At 58.5% G+C, this 17,280-nt stretch carries 22 protein-coding genes; 15 read left to right on the top strand and 7 right to left on the bottom strand.

The genetic code is table 11. The features are described from left to right. The first annotated feature begins 5 nt into the window (after nucleotides 1–5). The 3 genes from G7069_RS03180 (at nucleotide 6) to G7069_RS03170 (ending at nucleotide 2,397) form a co-directional block, all read left to right on the top strand. Nucleotides 6–314 (top strand): DUF4156 domain-containing protein, encoded by a 309-nt coding sequence (locus G7069_RS03180; RefSeq protein ID WP_240912617.1) that lies wholly within the window; start codon nucleotides 6–8, stop codon nucleotides 312–314. A 120-nt stretch (nucleotides 315–434) separates the two neighbouring features. Continuing rightward, nucleotides 435–1,451, top strand: a complete 1,017-nt coding sequence (locus G7069_RS03175) for a 3-oxoacyl-ACP synthase III (RefSeq protein WP_166294197.1) — start codon at nucleotides 435–437, stop codon at nucleotides 1,449–1,451. A 49-nt stretch (nucleotides 1,452–1,500) separates the two neighbouring features. Next, on the top strand, nucleotides 1,501–2,397 hold the full coding sequence (locus tag G7069_RS03170) for an alpha/beta fold hydrolase (protein WP_166294195.1): 897 nt from the start codon (nucleotides 1,501–1,503) through the stop codon (nucleotides 2,395–2,397). On the opposite strand, the gene G7069_RS03165 is transcribed toward G7069_RS03170, so the two are convergent. Next, on the bottom strand, nucleotides 2,394–2,747 hold the full coding sequence (locus G7069_RS03165) for a YkgJ family cysteine cluster protein (RefSeq protein ID WP_166294193.1): 354 nt from the start codon (nucleotides 2,745–2,747) through the stop codon (nucleotides 2,394–2,396). The genes G7069_RS03170 and G7069_RS03165 overlap by 4 nt on opposite strands. 44 nt (nucleotides 2,748–2,791) lie before the next feature. On the opposite strand from G7069_RS03165, the gene G7069_RS03160 reads away from it, so the two are divergent. The 9 genes from G7069_RS03160 to G7069_RS03120 all read left to right on the top strand — a co-directional run bounded on the left by G7069_RS03160 (nucleotide 2,792) and on the right by G7069_RS03120 (nucleotide 10,435). Continuing rightward, on the top strand, nucleotides 2,792–4,444 hold the full coding sequence (locus tag G7069_RS03160; RefSeq protein ID WP_166294191.1) for a fatty acid CoA ligase family protein: 1,653 nt from the start codon (nucleotides 2,792–2,794) through the stop codon (nucleotides 4,442–4,444). Then, on the top strand, nucleotides 4,441–5,439 hold the full coding sequence (gene oleD, locus G7069_RS03155; protein WP_166294189.1) for a 2-alkyl-3-oxoalkanoate reductase: 999 nt from the start codon (nucleotides 4,441–4,443) through the stop codon (nucleotides 5,437–5,439). Before G7069_RS03160 ends, oleD begins: the two co-directional genes overlap by 4 nt. A 9-nt stretch (nucleotides 5,440–5,448) precedes the next feature. Then, a complete protein-coding gene (locus tag G7069_RS03150) occupies nucleotides 5,449–6,114 on the top strand; it encodes an SCP2 sterol-binding domain-containing protein (protein ID WP_166294187.1) in 666 nt (221 codons plus the stop codon). Further along, on the top strand, nucleotides 6,111–7,784 hold the full coding sequence (gene ubiB / locus G7069_RS03145; protein WP_166294185.1) for a ubiquinone biosynthesis regulatory protein kinase UbiB: 1,674 nt from the start codon (nucleotides 6,111–6,113) through the stop codon (nucleotides 7,782–7,784). Before G7069_RS03150 ends, ubiB begins: the two co-directional genes overlap by 4 nt. Next, on the top strand, nucleotides 7,781–8,488 hold the full coding sequence (locus G7069_RS03140; RefSeq protein WP_166294182.1) for a pseudouridine synthase: 708 nt from the start codon (nucleotides 7,781–7,783) through the stop codon (nucleotides 8,486–8,488). Before ubiB ends, G7069_RS03140 begins: the two co-directional genes overlap by 4 nt. A 10-nt stretch (nucleotides 8,489–8,498) precedes the next feature. Then, nucleotides 8,499–8,903, top strand: coding sequence for an alternative ribosome rescue aminoacyl-tRNA hydrolase ArfB (gene arfB, locus G7069_RS03135; RefSeq protein WP_166294180.1), 405 nt, complete (start codon nucleotides 8,499–8,501; stop codon nucleotides 8,901–8,903). Then, complete coding sequence (locus G7069_RS03130; protein ID WP_343162591.1) at nucleotides 8,890–9,537, top strand: lysophospholipid acyltransferase family protein; 648 nt, start codon at nucleotides 8,890–8,892, stop codon at nucleotides 9,535–9,537. The genes arfB and G7069_RS03130 overlap by 14 nt, the downstream gene beginning before the upstream one ends. 107 nt (nucleotides 9,538–9,644) lie before the next feature. Then, on the top strand, nucleotides 9,645–9,992 hold the full coding sequence (locus G7069_RS03125; RefSeq protein ID WP_166294178.1) for a GFA family protein: 348 nt from the start codon (nucleotides 9,645–9,647) through the stop codon (nucleotides 9,990–9,992). 26 nt (nucleotides 9,993–10,018) lie between these two features. Beyond that, nucleotides 10,019–10,435 carry a VOC family protein gene (locus tag G7069_RS03120; RefSeq protein ID WP_166294176.1) on the top strand — a complete coding sequence of 139 codons (417 nt, stop codon included), beginning with the start codon at nucleotides 10,019–10,021 and terminating at the stop codon, nucleotides 10,433–10,435. Here the strand turns inward: G7069_RS03120 and G7069_RS03115 are convergent. From G7069_RS03115 to G7069_RS03095, 5 genes are read right to left on the bottom strand one after another with little or no spacing between them, the layout of a single operon-like run. Next, on the bottom strand, nucleotides 10,407–11,009 hold the full coding sequence (locus G7069_RS03115; protein WP_166294174.1) for an RDD family protein: 603 nt from the start codon (nucleotides 11,007–11,009) through the stop codon (nucleotides 10,407–10,409). The two genes, G7069_RS03120 and G7069_RS03115, sit on opposite strands and share 29 nt — an antisense overlap. After that, nucleotides 10,990–11,715: a twin-arginine translocase subunit TatC gene (gene tatC / locus G7069_RS03110; protein WP_166297466.1), complete on the bottom strand. Its 726-nt coding sequence runs from the start codon at nucleotides 11,713–11,715 to the stop codon at nucleotides 10,990–10,992. The genes G7069_RS03115 and tatC overlap by 20 nt, the downstream gene beginning before the upstream one ends. 22 nt (nucleotides 11,716–11,737) lie before the next feature. Continuing rightward, nucleotides 11,738–12,028 (bottom strand): Sec-independent protein translocase protein TatB, encoded by a 291-nt coding sequence (gene tatB / locus G7069_RS03105; RefSeq protein WP_166294172.1) that lies wholly within the window; start codon nucleotides 12,026–12,028, stop codon nucleotides 11,738–11,740. A 30-nt stretch (nucleotides 12,029–12,058) separates the two neighbouring features. Next, the gene (gene tatA / locus G7069_RS03100) at nucleotides 12,059–12,247 is read right to left on the bottom strand and encodes a twin-arginine translocase TatA/TatE family subunit (RefSeq protein ID WP_166294170.1); all 189 of its coding nucleotides are present in this window, start codon (nucleotides 12,245–12,247) and stop codon (nucleotides 12,059–12,061) included. A 52-nt stretch (nucleotides 12,248–12,299) separates the two neighbouring features. Next, on the bottom strand, nucleotides 12,300–13,196 hold the full coding sequence (locus G7069_RS03095) for a lipid-binding SYLF domain-containing protein (protein WP_166294169.1): 897 nt from the start codon (nucleotides 13,194–13,196) through the stop codon (nucleotides 12,300–12,302). Nucleotides 13,197–13,316: 120 nt separating this feature from the next. Here G7069_RS03095 and hemH point away from each other — a divergent pair, with 120 nt between their 5' ends. The 3 genes from hemH to G7069_RS03080 all read left to right on the top strand — a co-directional run bounded on the left by hemH (nucleotide 13,317) and on the right by G7069_RS03080 (nucleotide 16,807). Next, nucleotides 13,317–14,270 carry a ferrochelatase gene (hemH, locus tag G7069_RS03090; protein WP_240912616.1) on the top strand — a complete coding sequence of 318 codons (954 nt, stop codon included), beginning with the start codon at nucleotides 13,317–13,319 and terminating at the stop codon, nucleotides 14,268–14,270. Beyond that, complete coding sequence (locus G7069_RS03085) at nucleotides 14,267–15,124, top strand: alpha/beta hydrolase (RefSeq protein WP_166294165.1); 858 nt, start codon at nucleotides 14,267–14,269, stop codon at nucleotides 15,122–15,124. Before hemH ends, G7069_RS03085 begins: the two co-directional genes overlap by 4 nt. A gap of 66 nt (nucleotides 15,125–15,190) precedes the next feature. Next, nucleotides 15,191–16,807 carry a M20/M25/M40 family metallo-hydrolase gene (locus G7069_RS03080; RefSeq protein ID WP_166294163.1) on the top strand — a complete coding sequence of 539 codons (1,617 nt, stop codon included), beginning with the start codon at nucleotides 15,191–15,193 and terminating at the stop codon, nucleotides 16,805–16,807. 63 nt (nucleotides 16,808–16,870) lie between these two features. On the opposite strand, the gene G7069_RS03075 is transcribed toward G7069_RS03080, so the two are convergent. Then, nucleotides 16,871–17,224, bottom strand: coding sequence for a GNAT family N-acetyltransferase (locus G7069_RS03075; protein WP_166294161.1), 354 nt, complete (start codon nucleotides 17,222–17,224; stop codon nucleotides 16,871–16,873). Nucleotides 17,225–17,280 lie beyond the last annotated feature (56 nt).

Here is a 17,280-nt window from a genome sequence, read left to right as displayed (position 1 = left end):
ACCGGATGCGCACGTGTGTGGCAGCGGTGTGCATGGTGTGGGCAGTTTCTGCCTGCACCTTGGCACCGTTGGACCGCGCTGCCACCGGCGTCCGCGTACTGAGCGCGGCGCCGACGGGATGCACCGAACTGTCCGAAGTCGAGGTCTCCGTGACCGGCAATGTCGGGCCGATCGACCGCAACGCACTGCGCGTCAAGGACGAGCTGGAAACCTTGGCACGCAATGAAGCAGCCAAGCAAAGTGCCAACGCCGTTCTGGCCGTTTCAAGCCCTGACATGGGCGAACAGCGCTTCAAGCTGTACCGCTGTCCGTGACAGACGTCTGGAAACCCTGAGTGCAAACCGCAAAACGCCCCTGAAACGGGGCGTTTTGCTATGGGAAACCCGTCGATCGCGGTATCCTAGTGGACTTGCCTCATTTTCCAGTCGGATTCGATGCTCTTTCAAAACGTCGCCATTGCCGGTTTGTCTCACGTGGACGCACCGGTCTCCGTCACTTCGGAGCAAATCAACGCAGAACTGAAACCCACGCTGGATCGCTTGGGTATCCGGACCGATGTGCTGAAGGACATCGCAGGCATCAACGCGCGCCGCTTGTGGGGCGAAGAGCGTTTGGCGTCGGATGCCGCAACCGAGGCCGCACGTTTGGCGCTCACCGACGCCGGCATCGATGCCAGCAAGATTGGTTTGTTGGTCAACACCTCGGTCAGCCGCGACTATCTGGAACCTTCAACCGCCAGCATCGTTGCGGGCAATCTGAAAGTGTCCGACACCTGTCAAAACTTTGACATTGCCAATGCCTGTTTGGCGTTCATCAATGGCATGGACTTGGCCGCGCGCATGATCGAACGCGGCGAAATCGAATACGCACTCGTGGTCGACGGTGAAACCGCCGATCTCGCTTATCGCAAAACGCTTGAGCGCATGAAGCGCGACACCACCACCGACGAAGATTTCCGCAACGAACTCGCCACGCTTACCTTGGGTTCGGGCGCTGCCGCGATGGTGTTGTCACATACGCGTCTCGCACCCGATGCACCGCGCTATAAAGGCGGCGTCAGCCGTTCGGCGACCGAGTGGAACACCTTGTGCCGCGGCAATCTTGATCGCATGGTCACCGACACGCGTCAGTTGCTGATTCAAGGCATGCACTTGGCTTACAAAACCTTCCAAGCAGCCGTCAGTAGCTTGGGTTGGGTTGTCGGCGAGCTCGACCAATTCGTCGTGCACCAAGTGAGCCGTGTGCACACACAAAGCATGATTGAAAAGTTGGGCATTGATCCCGCCAAGGTCATGACCATCTTCGGTGAGTTCGGCAACATCGGTCCGGCCTCGGTGCCGATCGTGTTGTCCAAATTGAAGAGCAAAGGCCAGCTGAAGAAAGGCGATCGCATCGCTTTGCTCGGCATTGGTTCGGGTTTGAACTGCACGATGTCGGAAGTCGTTTGGTAAACACAATTGCCGTCGGTCTCGCGACCGCGCGCGCAATGCAAGGTGTCGCATGACTCTGCCTGATTACCCCTTTACGCCGAAGCGTTTCGAAGTGCGTCCCGGCATCGAGATGTCCTATCTCGACGAAGGCCCGCGCGACGGCGAGATAGTGATCATGCTGCACGGCAATCCTTCGTGGAGCTATTACTGGCGCCATTTGGTCAAAGGTTTGTCCGACAGATACCGCTGCATCGTGCCGGACCATGTCGGCATGGGTCTGTCCGATAAACCCGATGATGCCGAGAACGCACAGCCGCGTTATGACTACACCCTGCAGTCACGCGTTGAAGATTTGGATGCATTGCTCAAACACCTCGGCGTAGACGGCCCCGTGACCCTCGCAGTACACGATTGGGGCGGCATGATCGGTTCGGCGTGGGCCTTGAACCACGCCGCTCGCATCAAACGCTGGGTCTTCACCAACACCGCTGCATTTCCACTCCCCGCAGAGAAAGGCATGCCGTGGCAAATCGCCATGGGCCGACATTCGCGCATCGGCGGCTACTTGATCCGCAAGTTCAATCTGTTTGCGCGCGGCGCAGCACGCTTTGGAACCCGCCGTCGTTTGTCAGCGGATGTTCGGCATGCTTACACACACGTGTACGACGGCTGGCAAAACGCGATCGCGACTTTGCGTTTCATGCAAGACATTCCCCTGAGCAGCAAAGACCGCGCTTGGCCTTTGCTTGAGGACACAGCGCGTGCACTGCCGGGTTATGCGCACTTGCCCGTCTATATCGCCTGGGGTTTGCGCGATTTTGTGTTCGACGTAAATTTCTATCGCGGCTTCGAACGTGCATTGCCGAATGCCGAAAAGCATCCGTTTGAAGACGCCGGTCATTACGTGCTGGAAGACAAGCACGCCATCATCGTTCCCGAAATTCGCGCCTTCTTAGACGCGCATTAACACCAGTCTTCAGGCGTCAGCACGGGCAAACCGTGCCTTATGCGCGCGCGATCACACTGCGCATCCGCCGCGCCATCCGCCCAAGACGCCTGCACCGCACGACACGGCGAAGGCCGCAAATCATAAATGCTGCAGTGCGTAGCAACACCCACCGTCCCCGCCAAGGCCGCGCATCGCGGCGAGACCGCATCGGTACCGCGCATCGCGCGCTCGTGCGTGCGAAGGGCCAAGGTTAAATCCACGGGCACGGTGCCACCCGCAGCGTCGTCCGCCTCCGACCAATGAAAGGCGACACGATAGGCGGCACAACAGGCGCCGCAGGACAGGCACGGATGGATAGAGGCAGGCATGCCATATTTTGCCGTGAAGTCGGTTTGCCTGCGACAATGCGGCGATGAGTGACGCGCCCACCCTGACCGCTCGTTTGGAAGCCATCGCAGCGGCACAGCCTCAAGCGGTGGCCATGCGCATCCCCGGCAAAGACGGGCGCTATGCAGCGGCACTGACATTTGCCGAGCTGCATCAACGCAGCGATGACGTGGCCTACGGCTTGCACCACTTCGGTGTGCGACCCGGCATGCACGTCGTGGTCATGGTGCGGCCCAGCTTCGAATTTTTCATTTTGATGTTCGCCTTGTTCCGACTGGGCGCGGTGCCTGTGTTGGTCGATCCGGGCATCGACAAGAAAGCGCTGAAAACCTGTCTTGATGAAGCAAAGCCAGATGTCTTCATCGGCATTCCGTTGGCGCTGTTCGGGCGCAAACTCTTTGGCTGGGCAAAGTCTGCAAAGAAGACCGTGTGCGTCGGTGCGGCCAAATGGATTGCAGACACGCGGTTCGAAGATCTCGAATTTCATGGGCACAATCGCGTGCTCACTGTGCCGCCGCCGTCCGCCGACGATGTCGCCGCGATTCTATTTACCAGCGGCTCGACCGGTATTCCCAAAGGCGTGATCTATCGCCATCGCCATTTCCTAGCGCAGCTCGAAATGCTGCGCGAGGGATTGCAGATTCAAGCGGGCGGCGTCGATATGCCGACGTTCCCGCCGTTTGCATTGTTTGATCCGGGCTTGGGCTTGAGCGCCATCATTCCGGACATGGATCCGACGCGTCCTGCGATGGCCGATGCGAAGAAGCTATTGGCCGCCATGCAAAAGTTCGATGTGGACCAATTGTTCGGCTCGCCTGCGTTGATGCGCGTCCTGGTCAAACATGGCGTGGCACTCACAGGATTGAAGCGAGTCACCAGCGCCGGTGCGCCGGTGCCGCCTGACGTGGTGGCCGGATTGCTTGCCTTGCTGCCAGAAGATGCACGTTTCTGGACACCCTATGGCGCCACGGAGTGTTTGCCCGTCGCATTGATTGAAGGACGCGAGTTGGTGCAATTGCGTTCGCACACCGAACGCGGTGCGGGCACCTGCGTGGGTCGACCTGTCGCACCCAATGAGGTGCGCATCATTCACATCACAGAAGACGCATTGCACACATGGAAGCATGTCCGCGAAGTGCCGCAAGGGATCGTGGGTGAAATCACAGTCGCAGGCCCAACGACGACCGATGGCTACTTCAATCGTGATGCGCAAACCAAACTTGCGAAGATTGAAGAGACCCTACAAGACAACAGCAAACGCATCGTGCATCGCATGGGCGACCTTGGCTATTTCGATAAAGAAGGCCGCCTGTGGTTTTGCGGCAGAAAAACACAACGCGTCGTTGTCAGTCGCGATCTCACCTTGTGTACCGAACAAATCGAACCGGTCTTCAACACGCATCCCGATGTCTTGCGCACGGCGCTTGTCGGCCTCGGCAACAAAGGCGCACAGGTGCCTGTGCTCTGTGTCGAACTGAAACCCGGCATCGCATCAACCGCCTGGCCGCGCATCGAAGACGAATTGCGCCATTTGGCCAACGGTTCTGTCCTTACTGCCCGTGTAGAACATTTTCTGATGTATCCAAAAGCCTTCCCCGTAGATATTCGACACAACGCCAAAGTTGGCCGCGAAAAACTTGCGGCATGGGCGGCCAAGCATGTGCGACTGAAACCATGAAACTGTTAGTGACGGGCGGCGGCGGCTTTTTAGGGCAAGCGTTGTGCAAGGCACTGCGTGCGCGGGGCGATGAGGTTCAAAGTTTCAGTCGTGGGCATTACCCGGCGCTCGATGCTTTGGGTGTCAAACAGATTCAAGGCGATCTTCAAGCGCTCGACGCCGTGCGTGCGGCCGTGCAAGGCTGCGACGCCGTTATCCACAATGCGGCCAAGGCGGGCGCATGGGGCAGCTACGAAAGCTACTACCAAGCCAACGTGGTAGGCACACACAACGTCATCGACGCCTGCAAACACGCCGGCATTCGCAAATTGGTGTACACCTCCACACCCAGCGTCACGCACCGCGCCAACCATCCGGTTGCAGGCGGCACCGCAGAAGACGTGCCTTATGGCGTGCATTTCAAAGCACCGTATGCCACGACCAAACAGATCGCAGAAGTTGAAGTGCTGGCGGCCAACGGTCCTGACCTTGCCACCGTGGCCTTGCGTCCGCGTTTGATCTGGGGCGTGGGCGACACGCAAATTCTGCCGCGCTTGGTCGACCGCGCACGCGCCGGCAAATTGGCGATCGTCGGCGATGGTGAGAATCTCGTCGACAGCACCTATGTCGACAATGCGGCACAAGCGCATCTCAACGCACTCGATCACCTCGATGTCGGTAGCGCCTGTGCAGGCAAGGCCTATTTCATTAGCAATGGTGAGCCGCGCCCTATGCACACCTTGTTGAACGATCTTTTGGGCGCAGCAGGGGTGGCGCCGGTGACCCGTCACATTCCGTTCTCAGTCGCCTACGCGATCGGTGCGGTCAGCGAGTGGCTCTGGCCTGTGCTGCGGCGCCCGGGCGAACCGCCGATGACACGCTTCCTTGCCGAACAGCTCTCGACGACGCATTGGTACAGCATGGCGCCCGCCACGCGCGATTTCGGCTACCGCCCGCAAGTGTCGACCGAAGAAGGCTTGGCACGCGTTCGCATCGCATGGAACGCCACTCGCTAGAATGTGCGCATGGTCAATCCATTTGAAAACAACGCAGCGCCCTTCGCCTTCACTTTGCCCAACTGGAAAGTGCCGGCAGGCCAAGTGCTTGAAAGCGCACTGAATCACGCCGTATCGCTCGATCCGGAAACACGTGCTGCCTTGCCTTCGCTGGATGGCCGCTGTGTGGCCTTGCAGTTGGATGCACCTGCACTTGCACTGCAAATCAGCGTGGCGGGTGAGCGTTTGCGCGTGGGCCCGGTCGAAGATGCGGATCTCGCTGATTTGTCTGTGCGCAGCACACTCGCCGGCATCCTCGGCCAACTGCCTTTCATGCGCGGGCGCAAAGCGGCGCCGCTCGGTGCGATGCGGGTCGAAGGTGACGCGGAATTGGCGCGTCGATTGCAGCGGATGGCTGAGCGTTTTGATCCGGATTGGGTGCAGCCGTTCACCCGCGTGTTTGGCGACGTGATGGGCGTGCAAATTGCGAATGCTTTAGCGGCCGGCCTGCGCGGTACGCGCGCTGTCGCGAGTGGTTTTGCACGCGACTCCGCAGACTTTCTCACTGAAGAATCGCGTGATGTGGTCGGCAAGGAAGAGCTGCGCGCCTTCTATAGCGATGTTGATCATATCCGCGACGATGCGGAACGCCTACAAGCCCGTTTCGACCGACTCAACACAGGACGTAGCGCATGAGTTTCGGGGTGGGGCGTGCCTGGCGCATCGTGCGCACCTTATTGCGCTATCGACTGGATGTCTTGCTCGACAACACGCGCGCCGAAGCTTGGTTGAAGCTTGCACGGCCCTTGGTTCCCAAAGCATCAGCAGATGTCACCGAGTTGCCGCGTGGCGTGCGATTGCGATTGGCCCTGCAAGAACTCGGGCCGATCTTCGTCAAGTTCGGACAGATTCTTTCCACGCGCCGTGACTTGATTCCCGAAGACATCGCCAACGAACTGACCTTGCTTCAAGCGCAAGTGAAGCCCTTCGATGGCAACGAAGCCAAGCGCATCGTCGAGCGCGCTTTGGGCATGGACATCGAAACGGCATTCGCGGATTTCGATACGACGCCTTTGGCCTCGGCATCCATTGCACAGGTTCACGCGGCCAAGATGCACGATGGACGCGATGTCGTGGTAAAGGTCTTGCGTCCCAACATCGACACACACATCCGCGCCGACGTCGAGTTGCTGCACTCATTGGCGGGTGTCGTTGAACGCATTCACCCGAATGCAGACAAGATTCGCCCGCGCGAAGTCGTGGCAGAGATTGAAGCCACACTGCAAGCCGAATTGGATCTGCAACGGGAAGCCGGCAATGCCGCAGTTTTGCGACGCAATTGGTTGAACTCGCCCGACCTCTATGTGCCTGATGTGATCTGGACACATTCGGCAAATCAAGCATTGACGATGGAACGCGTCTACGGCATTCCCTCAGATGACGTCGCAAGCTTGGATGCGCAAGGGATCGATCGCAAACGCCTCGCTGAAAAAGGCGTGCGTGTGTTTTATCAACAGGTGTTCCGCGACAACTTCTTTCACGCAGATGCACACGCCGGCAATATCTGGGTGGACGAAGCAGAATCGCGCAAACGCGATCCACGTTTCATCGCCTTGGATTTCGGCATCATGGGCCAGCTCTCGAGCAAGGACCAGTACTACCTGGCCGAGAACTTCATGGCGATCTTCAATCGCGACTATCGACGTATCGCTGAGTTGCACGTGGAAGCGGGTTGGATGCCGGGCCATGTGCGCATTGACGAACTGGAAGCGGCCGCGCGCGGTATCTGCGAGCCTTATTTCACACGCCCCTTGTCGCAAATCTCGTTGGCCGAAGTGTTGGCGAAGTTATTCAAGATGGCGCAACGCTACGAGCTCACATTGCAGCCCCAGTTGATCCTGCTGCAAAAAACGCTGTTGAACATCGAAGGGGTGGGGCGCCAACTCGATCCGGATATCGATATCTGGGCAGTGGCACGTCCCGTGCTCGAACGCATTTTGGTTGAACGCTACAGTCCGCGTCGCTTGGTGAAAGAGTTCGCCAAGCGATTGCCTGAGTTGGTGACGCACGCGCCTGAAGTGCCGACATTGATCCACGCTTGGTTGCGTCAACAAGTCGAGGGCAAACACGAGATTCGCATGCAGTCGGATGACCTCATGCGTGTGTCGCGAGATTTGCATGCAATGCAAAAGCGCATGGTGTCCGCCATTCTCGGCACGGGTCTGCTCATTGCCGCAGCCTTGCTCTATGCCCTTGATGCCGGCGGACCGCGCACGCTAGGCGCACCGGTGTCGGTGTGGATCGCAGGACTCGGTGGCGTGTGGGCCATCATTGCGGCTTGGCCGCGACGCGCACCCCGTCGATGAACTTGGAAATCGTCCATCACGATGCGCGCTTCGTGGTGGTCAACAAGCCCGCGGGCTTGATGGTGCACGACAGTGCCTTGGCGCGCGGCGAAACAGACTTCGCTGCAGAGCGCTTACGCGTGCAGCTTGGCTGCCCCATCTTTCTGGTACATCGACTGGATCGCGCCACCAGCGGTGCGCTATTGGTGGCGCTCGATCGCGACACGGCGTCCGCACTGGGCAAGGCTTGGATGGCCGGCGAAGTCGAGAAGTCCTATCTCACGGTGTGCAGGGGCTGGCCGGCAGAAGATCAATTCACGATTGACCATCCCTTGGATGGCGGTCCGGGCAAACCGCAGAAAAAGCCGGCCATCACCCGATTCGAAACGTTGGCACGGTGCGAACTTGCGATTGCCTCGGCGCATCATGAGACGTCGCGCTATGCCTTGTTGCGTGCGATGCCCGAAACCGGTCGCTTCCGGCAAATCCGCCGCCATCTGAAACACGCCTTCCATCACATGATTGGTGACACCAGCCATGGCGACGGCCGTCACAATCGCAACTTCCGCATGCAAGGGATTCATCGCATGTTGCTGCACTGCGAAACACTTGCCTTCGCGCACCCACACACGGGCGAGCGCATCGAAGTACGTATCCCGCCGGAAGGCGAATTCACGCGTGCGCTTGCGCTGTTCGAGACGCAAAGTAGCGCCGCCCTCGTTTAGACTCGACGCAATGCGTATTGAGAAGATCGAACCTGAGATCGAAGAGCGTTTTGTACGTGCATCGGGCGCAGGTGGCCAAAACGTCAACAAGGTGGCAACTGCCGTCGAGCTGCGATTCGATGTCGCGGGTTCACCGTCGTTGAGCGAAGCGGTGCGCGCACGCTTGTTGGCGCGTCGTGATCGTCGCATCACCAGCGAAGGCGTGTTGGTCATTCATGCGCAACGCTTCCGCACCCAAGAACGCAATCGGGATGACGCGCGCGAGCGCCTCATGCAATTCATCGCGCATGGCTACGAAGTCCCCAAAACGCGTGTCGCAACACGGCCCACACGTGCCTCCAAGGAGCGTCGATTGGACAGCAAGAAAAAGGCGAGTCATCTCAAACAGCAAAGGACGCAACGTGATTGGGATTAATGACTTGCCGGCAAAAGGCACGCACTTGCCGACGTCGAGCGCGGACGGAACGATTCTGAATCTGCCGCCCAATGCACCGCGCTCGAAGCCCAATCGCTTCACCCGATGGTTTGGCCGGACCTTGCTCAAGCTCGGCGGCTGGCGCATGGTCGGCGAGTTTCCCGACGTACCGCGCGCGGTTTTGATCGGTGCACCGCACTCGTCCAATTGGGATGGCATATGGGGTTTCGCGGCCAAGCTCGCGCTGGGCTTGGAGATCCGTATTCTCGCGAAGAAAGAGTTGTTTTTCTGGCCGGCGGGCCCGATTCTGCGCGCACTTGGCGTCATCGAGATCGACCGCAAAGCGCAAGGCGGTTTCGTGGGTCAGACCGTCGAGCAAATGCGCAATGCCGACTCGTTCTGGCTCGGCATCGCGCCGGAAGGCACGCGCAAGCGCGTCGAGAAATGGAAGTCCGGATTCTGGAAGATCGCCCACGAGGCGCAAGTCCCCGTCATTCTCGAGTACTTCCACTACCCCGAAAAGGTCATCGGCATCGGGCCGACGGTCATCCTCAGTGACGACTTCGAGTCAGACATGGCACGTATTCGCAGCTGGTACACCGCGTGGCAAGGCAAACACCGCAACACGTTCTAAGTGTGCTGAAAATTTCGCGCGTGGCTAACACTTGAGCGCCTAAAGTTCGAACTGCCGCATGGCAACGCCAGTGCGCTAATCACGTTCAATGATGAGGAGTCGGAGCTATGTCGCTTCAAGGTAGTTGTCACTGTGGTGCAGTGAAGTTCGAGGCGGAAGGCACGCCTGAATCGGTATTGGAATGCAATTGTTCGCATTGTCAGCGCAAAGGATTCAAGCTTTGGTTTGTGCCCGGAAGCGCTTTCACACTTCAACAAGGCGAAGACGCACTCACGACGTATCGCTTCAACAAGCACGCCATCGACCATCGATTCTGTAAAACCTGCGGTTGCCAAGCCTTTGGTCAAAGCAAGACAGAAGATGGCAGCATGGTCTATGCAGTCAATGCGCGATGCCTTGAGAACTACGACATTGATGCCATCCCCGTGAACAAAGTCGACGGCCGCAGTTTCTAAGCGCGTCCCCATCCAAGAATTTTCATATGAACGCCTATCTCAATTTTCCGCCCGGCAAAACCCGGCCCGCATTCGAGCTCTATCAGAAAGTGCTGGATGCGAAACTGTTGTTTCTGCACACCTGGGGTGAGAGCCCCATGGCAGGCGACGCACCCAATGGCGACAAAGATGCCGTCATGCACGCCACGTTGCAGTTTCCAGATGGCGCCATCTTGATGGCGGCGGATTGCCCGCCTGAATATCAAAAACCGTTCGGCGGCTTCAGTTTGAGCGCCCACGCCAAAGACATCGATGAAGCGGAACGTATGTTCGCCGGACTCAGCGAAAACGGCGAGGTCACGATGCCGTTGGCGGAGACCTTTTGGGCCAAACGATTCGGCATGTGTGTGGATCCGTTCGGCGTGCCGTGGATGATCAACTGTGAGATGACGCCGCCCGAATAAGCACACGCGTGCCGGAGAGGCGGTCATGTAAGGCGGTGTGCTCGGGTGGCAGCGCCGCCATCAGGTGACCCACGTTCAAGCTGAGCCAAGAAAGCGTGCCGGCCAAATGCCGCGCAATGGCTTGAGGCAAGCGCAAGGCTTGATGCGTGTCAGCAGTAACGACTTGCAAGTCGAGCAAACGCTTACCCGGTGACGCGCCGTAGTTGTTGCGCGTCTCCCAAAACACATGCCAGATGCCGCTACAGAGCGCGAACGCGCACGCAAACAGAATCACGACACGGAGCAATCCAGTCGCAAGATGACGCGCGCTGACCTGTACGGACGCGTCATGCCACAGGCTGATCAGTGCCGATAGAAAGTCCGCGTCATTCATTGCGGCCGTCATCATGCGACCATCGACTTGCAATTGCAGTGCCTGCAAGTCAGACCACAGCACATGCCAATCGGTGCGCGTATACACAACGATCAGCACCAAGGGCAAGACGAAGAGTGCATCCAAGCACCATGCGATGGCACGTCGACCAAAGCCTGCGGGCAACACGGCGTGATGTGCGTCAGGACGCGTTGTTTGCACGTTCGGCAGCGCGCGATGTGTACAGTAAGCGCGCGAAGAGCAAACCGATCTCGTACAGCGCACACAGCGGCACAGCTAGCAGCAATTGCGAGACGACGTCGGGCGGTGTAATCACTGCCGCCACAGCAAAAATGGCAACGATGGCGTAGCCGCGCCATTCGGCCAGTTGCTTGGGCGTCACAGCACCCAGCATCACCGCCACCAGCAAGGCAATCGGCAGTTCAAAGCTGAGACCGAATGCCAAGAAAATCACCAACACAAAATCGAGATAGGCCGAAATATCGGTCATCATCGCCACGCCCGCAGGCAAGGTGTTCGATAGAAAACCGAATGCCGTAGGTAAAACCAAGTAGTAAGCGAACGCGCACCCGGTATAGAACAAGCCCAAGGCCGCCACCAACATGGGCACCGCCAATTTACGTTCGCGTTTGAACAGGCCCGGCGCAACAAAGGCCCATGCTTGGTAAAGCAACCAAGGCATGGAGATCATCAACGCCACAAAAAACGCCAACTTCAGTGGCGTCACAAACGGCGAAGCGACTTGCGTGGCAATGATTTGTCCGCCCTTCGGCATGACGCGCAACAAAGGCTCCGCCATCAGGGCATAGAGGTGGTTGGCCATCGGCAGCAGTGCCAACAACACCAAGCCAAACCCGATCACACCGCGCAGCAAGCGCTGACGCAGCTCCAACAGATGCGCGATCATGCCACCCAACAAGGGCTCTTCTTCAGCTTGGGTCACGAGGTGTATCCGTGGGTTCGGCATCCGGTGCCGTCAGCGGCGCCTTGAGTGTGGTCTTCATCTCTTCCACGGCGTCCTGCGCCTCACGCAGTGATTTGCGCAGTTCTTCGGCAGCAAGTTCTTGCTCCAACTGCGCCTGCATCGAAAACCAATAGGCACGCATGCGGCGTACCCACAAACCCACCATGCGCGCAGCACGCGGCAATCGCTCGGGGCCCAGCACGATCAAGGCCACGATGCCGATGACCAGCATCTCGCTAAAACCCACCTCAAACATGGCAGTCGCCGCGCAGGGAAAACGGGCCGATTAGGGCGCGTCGGAGTGTGTGTCGTCCGTTTTGTCGGTGGACGGAGATTTCGGCGCTTGATCGCCGTTCATGCCTTTCTTGAATTCGTCGACCGCCTTGCCCAGATCGCGCGCACCGCTGGTGAGACGGCGCGTGCCGAACACCAGCACAACGATGATCAGCAAGACAATCAAATGCCAAAGACTCATGGCAAATCCTCTTTAAATTAAGCGCAAAGGATACCGCATTGCCCCCAAGGACTCAGGGTTTCTTAGCCGGTGTTTCAGGCAGCGCTTCGGTTGTGATCGTCGAATTCGGTGCGGCAGGCGCGGTTGCCGGTGCAGCCACCTCTTGTGCGGGCGGTGCCGCAGACGCCGCGGGTGCCACGTTCGGGGTGGCGCTGGCCGCGGCCGGCGCGACTGAATCCGAGCGTCGCGCGTGCGCCGCCGCAGCGGCTTCTTCAAGCGCATCGCTGAAGTCCACCAACGCATTGGGTGTACGCGTCGGCGTCCGGCCTTCAAAAATCATGCGAGGCGTGCTGCCTTCACCGTAGACACGTTCGTTGGCGGTGTCATCGATCGACAAGGCCGCGCCATCGACGGCAACACCGGCGAACAATCCGCGCGCCCGCGACCACGACCAAATCTCCGCTTTCAACTGCGCATCGGTCGATGCTGAGGCGGTACGGCCCACGGGTCCCGCGGCGACGCCCGCATCTGCGCCCAAGGTGAATTTGCCCGCCACGATGCTGTCCAAGCCGCGATCCGTATGGAACACCATGACGATGTCCGCCGATTGCACGCCCGCTTGCAAACCAATGCTGCCACCGGTGAGCTTGACGAATGAAGGGGCAGACCAACTGCCATCCGGGCGACGCACCGACATCAGGCCTTCACCGCGTCGACCGCCGAAGATGAATCCGATCTTCAAGGTGTCGGGTACCACGACCACCGCGCGTGCCTCATCGAACAATTTGTCCGGAATGGCGGACTCGGGAATCGCTTGGATGTCACGCAGGACTTGCACAGCGCGTTGCGCACGGGCAGCTTCGTCGAGCTTTTCTCGCGCCTGAGCGGTAGGTCCGGCTGCGATGCTGCCCGCGATGACCAAGGCCGGAAAAAACCAACGAACTGCAGTGGTGGCGACGCGTGAGTCCATGATTCATCTCATGTGTGCGAAACCTTGATGCTAAGCGTTGCGGCACAAGCGGTAAACCTGAAGCAGCAGTCAGCCGTGCTGCGCGTTAAGCTAGTGCGCTGAATGGAACCTGCAAAACACGTGAAAAGTGCCCTCCTACTCGTCAATCTCGGGACGCCCGAACGCGCCGATGCCGATTCGGTCAAACGTTACTTGGCCGAGTTTTTGATGGACCCACGCGTGGTCGCGATTCCGCGATTCATTTGGTCCCCAATTCTCAACTACATAATCTTGCCAAAACGTGCGGCACCCGTCGCGCAAAAATACGCCGGCATTTGGATGCAAGGCGGCTCACCACTCAAAGTGCTGAGTGAAGCGCTGCGTGACAAAGTCGCCGCACGCCTGCCCGACACGCGCGTTGAACTGGCCATGCGATACGGCCGCGACAACATCGATGCCGCCATCGCGAAGCTTTACGCCGAGGGAATTCGTCAGATCACGGTGTTGCCCTTGTATCCGCAGTACTCCACGACGACGACCGCATCCGTTGAAGATCGCATTGATGCGATGCGTGCGCGATTTAAAGACGCGACATTCAACGTCATCAAGTCGTATCACGATCACCCCGCATGGGTTGAAGCCGTCGCCCAACAACTCACCGCACACTTCGCACAGCATGGCCGCGCCGAAAAATTGATGTGCTCTTTTCACGGCATTCCAGAAGCATTGGTCCGCAAAGGCGATCCGTATGCCGCACATTGCGAAGCGGGTGTGCACGCCATCGCGGCAGCTGCAGGGCTTCAACGCGAAGACATCGTGATGACCTATCAATCGCGCTTCGGCAAAGCCAAATGGCTGGAACCCTACACAGTGCAAACACTCGAAGCCTGGGGCAGGGCAGGTATCAAAACAGTGGATGTGGTGTGCCCGGGGTTTGCGGTCGACTGTTTGGAAACACTCGAAGAGATCGCCGATACCAATGCGGAAATTTTCAAACACGCCGGTGGTGTGCGTCTGAATTACATTCCCTGCCTCAATGAGAGCGATGCACACGCCGACGCGCTGGTCCGAATTGCACAAGGCGCGCACGCATGAAACCGTTTGAACTCGAGATTCCGGTCGGGAAAATCACAGGCTTGCGGCAAGGCCATGCAAGCGCGCCCAAAGTACTCGCATTGCACGGCTGGCTCGATAACGCCGCAAGCTTTGTACCGATGGCGCCGTACTTGCAAGACATCGAATTGGTCGCCGTGGATCTGCCAGGTCATGGCAGCAGTACACATTTGCCGCCCGGCATTGCCTACACGTTTGAGCTGGCCGTATTGCATGTGCTGGATATGGCCGATGCATTGGGTTGGAACGAATTCCATTTGCTCGGCCATTCCATGGGCGCGGGCATCGCAAGCCTCGTCGCTGCAAGTGCGCCGGAGCGCGTTCAATCACTGGTATGCATTGAAGCCTTAGGCGGGCTTGCAGATGTCGCAGAAAACACCGCGCTCAGAATGCGCGAATCCGTGGCGGCCTCGCGCGCAATGGCACACAAACCACTGCGCGTTTTCCCGGACATCGCCCCCGCAATCAAAGCACGCATGGTGGCGAACAGTCTGAGCGAGCCCGTCGCTCGCTTGCTCGTAGAGCGCGGTCTAAAACAAGTGCCCGGTGGATTTCAGTGGCGCACCGACCAACGGCTCACCGTCCCGACGTGGCTTCGACCGGTCGATGCACAAATCGAAGACGTGCTCACGCACATCGCCTGTCCGACACAAGTGGTCTTCGCCCAGCCCGCGCAGCCCTACCTGCCAGATGACGTCAGACAGCGCTACGTCGCACAACTCAAACAGGGCACACTGCACCTTTTTGAAGGCACCCACCATTTGCATATGGAAATGCCTGCCGAAATCGCAAACGTGATCGGCTGCACATTTGGAAAATCGTCTCAAAAACCATGACCTTAGGCACCCCCGCCGAGTAGGGCGGTCACCTAGACTCAAATGTCTATGTACCTTGGGGTTGCTATGAAACACGCAGTTAAAGCGCTTGCGATCGCCGCAAGTATCGCGGGCTTCGGGATAGCGCACGCGCAATCCGTTGATATGGATATGACCGGCCGCATCCGCGCGGAAGCCATGCAGCGTTCGGAAGTCCTGAAAACCTTGAACCACCTCACCGATGTGATCGGTCCGCGTTTGACCAACTCGCCGTCGATGTTTGCAGCGAACGCTTGGACACGCCAGAAGTTCACTGAGTGGGGTCTGTCGAATGTGCACGATGAAGCCGTCGACGATTTCGGTCGCGGTTGGGTCTACACCGACGCACACGTTGAAATGTTGGTGCCACGCGCCATGCCGCTGCATGCACTGCCGAAGGCTTGGACTCCGGGTACAAACGGCGAAGTCGAAGGCGACGCTGTGATTGCCAAACTTGCGACGAAGGCTGACCTTGAAAAGTTCAAGGGCAAGCTGCGCGGCAAGATTGTGTTCTTGGACGACCTCCGTCCGTACAAGCCGAATGAAAAGTCTGACTTCCAACGTCATGACAAAGCATCGTTGGAAGAAATCGTGTCTTCACCGGTGCCGACCACGCGTCCGGCCAATGCTGAATCGCCTGAAGTCATGATGAAGCGCTTCCGTGACCGTATGGAATTCGGCCCGCTCTTGAACAAGTACCTGATCGATGAAGGTGTGGCTGCAACCGTGTCGATCAGCAGCTGGAACGACGGCATTGTCCGCGTGATGGGCGGCGGCTCGCGCCGTGCAGGTGAGTCTGTTGGCGTGCCTGCATTTGTGATGATTGCTGAGCACTACAACACCGTCATGCGCGCCTTGGATGACAACGGCAAAGTCACGATGCGTGTGCGTTCCGATGCGCGCTTCACCGACGACACCAACAAGCCGGGCTTCAACACGATTGCAGAGATCCCGGGCACCGGCCCGAACCGCGATGAAATCGTGATGATCGGCGCACACATGGACTCCTGGCACACAGGTTCGGGTGCAGCTGACAACGGTGCAGGTGTGGCCGTGATGATGGAAGCCATGCGTATCTTGAAGGCCGTCGGCGCCAAGCCGAACCGCACGATCCGCGTTGGTCTTTGGACCGGCGAGGAACAAGGCCTGATTGGTTCGCAAGCTTACGTCGCCGAACATTTCGCCAAACGTTCTGAGCCGACCGATCCGGCACAAAAGGCGCTGCCGAGCTTCTTGCGTACCGACAAGGGCAAGCTCATGCGCAAAGCGGACTACGACAAGTTCTCGGTGTACTTCAACCTTGATAACGGCAGCGGCAAGATTCGTGGCGTGTATGCGCAAGAAAACCTTGCAGCCGCTCCGATCTTCCAAGAGTGGTTGAAGCCGTTCCATGACATGGACGCGACGGTCGTCACCCAGCGCAACACGGGCAGCACGGACCACATGTCTTACGACCAAGTCGGTCTGCCGGGCTTCCAGTTCGTACAAGACGGTCTCGACTATTTCAGTCACGTGCACCACACGCATCTGGACGTGCAAGACCACATCTCCGAACCCGACTTGAAGCAAGCATCGGCCATCGTGGCTTCGTTTGCCTACAACGCGGCAATGATGAACAAGCGCTTCCCGCGCAAGCAAATGGTCGAAACACCGGCCAAGAAGTAAGTCAAAGGCCATCCCTTCTCCACGCCGTGGAGAAGGGATGCGTCATGCCGTATGCGACAGGCCTTAAGCCAAACGCAATACGAAATCGCAACGCTCGTTTGAATAGGGTCCGGCCTCGGCACCCAATGTGCGATACAAGCGTATCGCCCCTTCGTTCTTTCGCATCACACCGGTGAATGCCAACTGTTCGCACTGTTGTGAGCGCGCGTATGCAAGCAACGCAGCAATCATGGTCTTGCCATGACCTTGCGATCGATGCGCTCGATCGATTTCGATTTTCTCAATCACAAAGCGATCCTGCGCGGCATACCAGCCATGCGCGCGCCCAATCACGTGACGACCCAGCTTCGCCTTCAGCAAATAGTGCTGACGACCCGGGGATTCCGCATAGTGCCATTGAGGGTCAAGCTTGATCAAAGCGCGTCAATCTGAACAAAGTACGGCCTATTCTAGGCGCATCTCTACCTTGAGAA

It is taken from the genome of Lysobacter sp. HDW10 (assembly GCF_011300685.1).
Classification (GTDB): domain Bacteria; phylum Pseudomonadota; class Gammaproteobacteria; order Xanthomonadales; family Xanthomonadaceae; genus Solilutibacter.
This window is presented reverse-complemented; position numbering and strand designations above follow the sequence as displayed.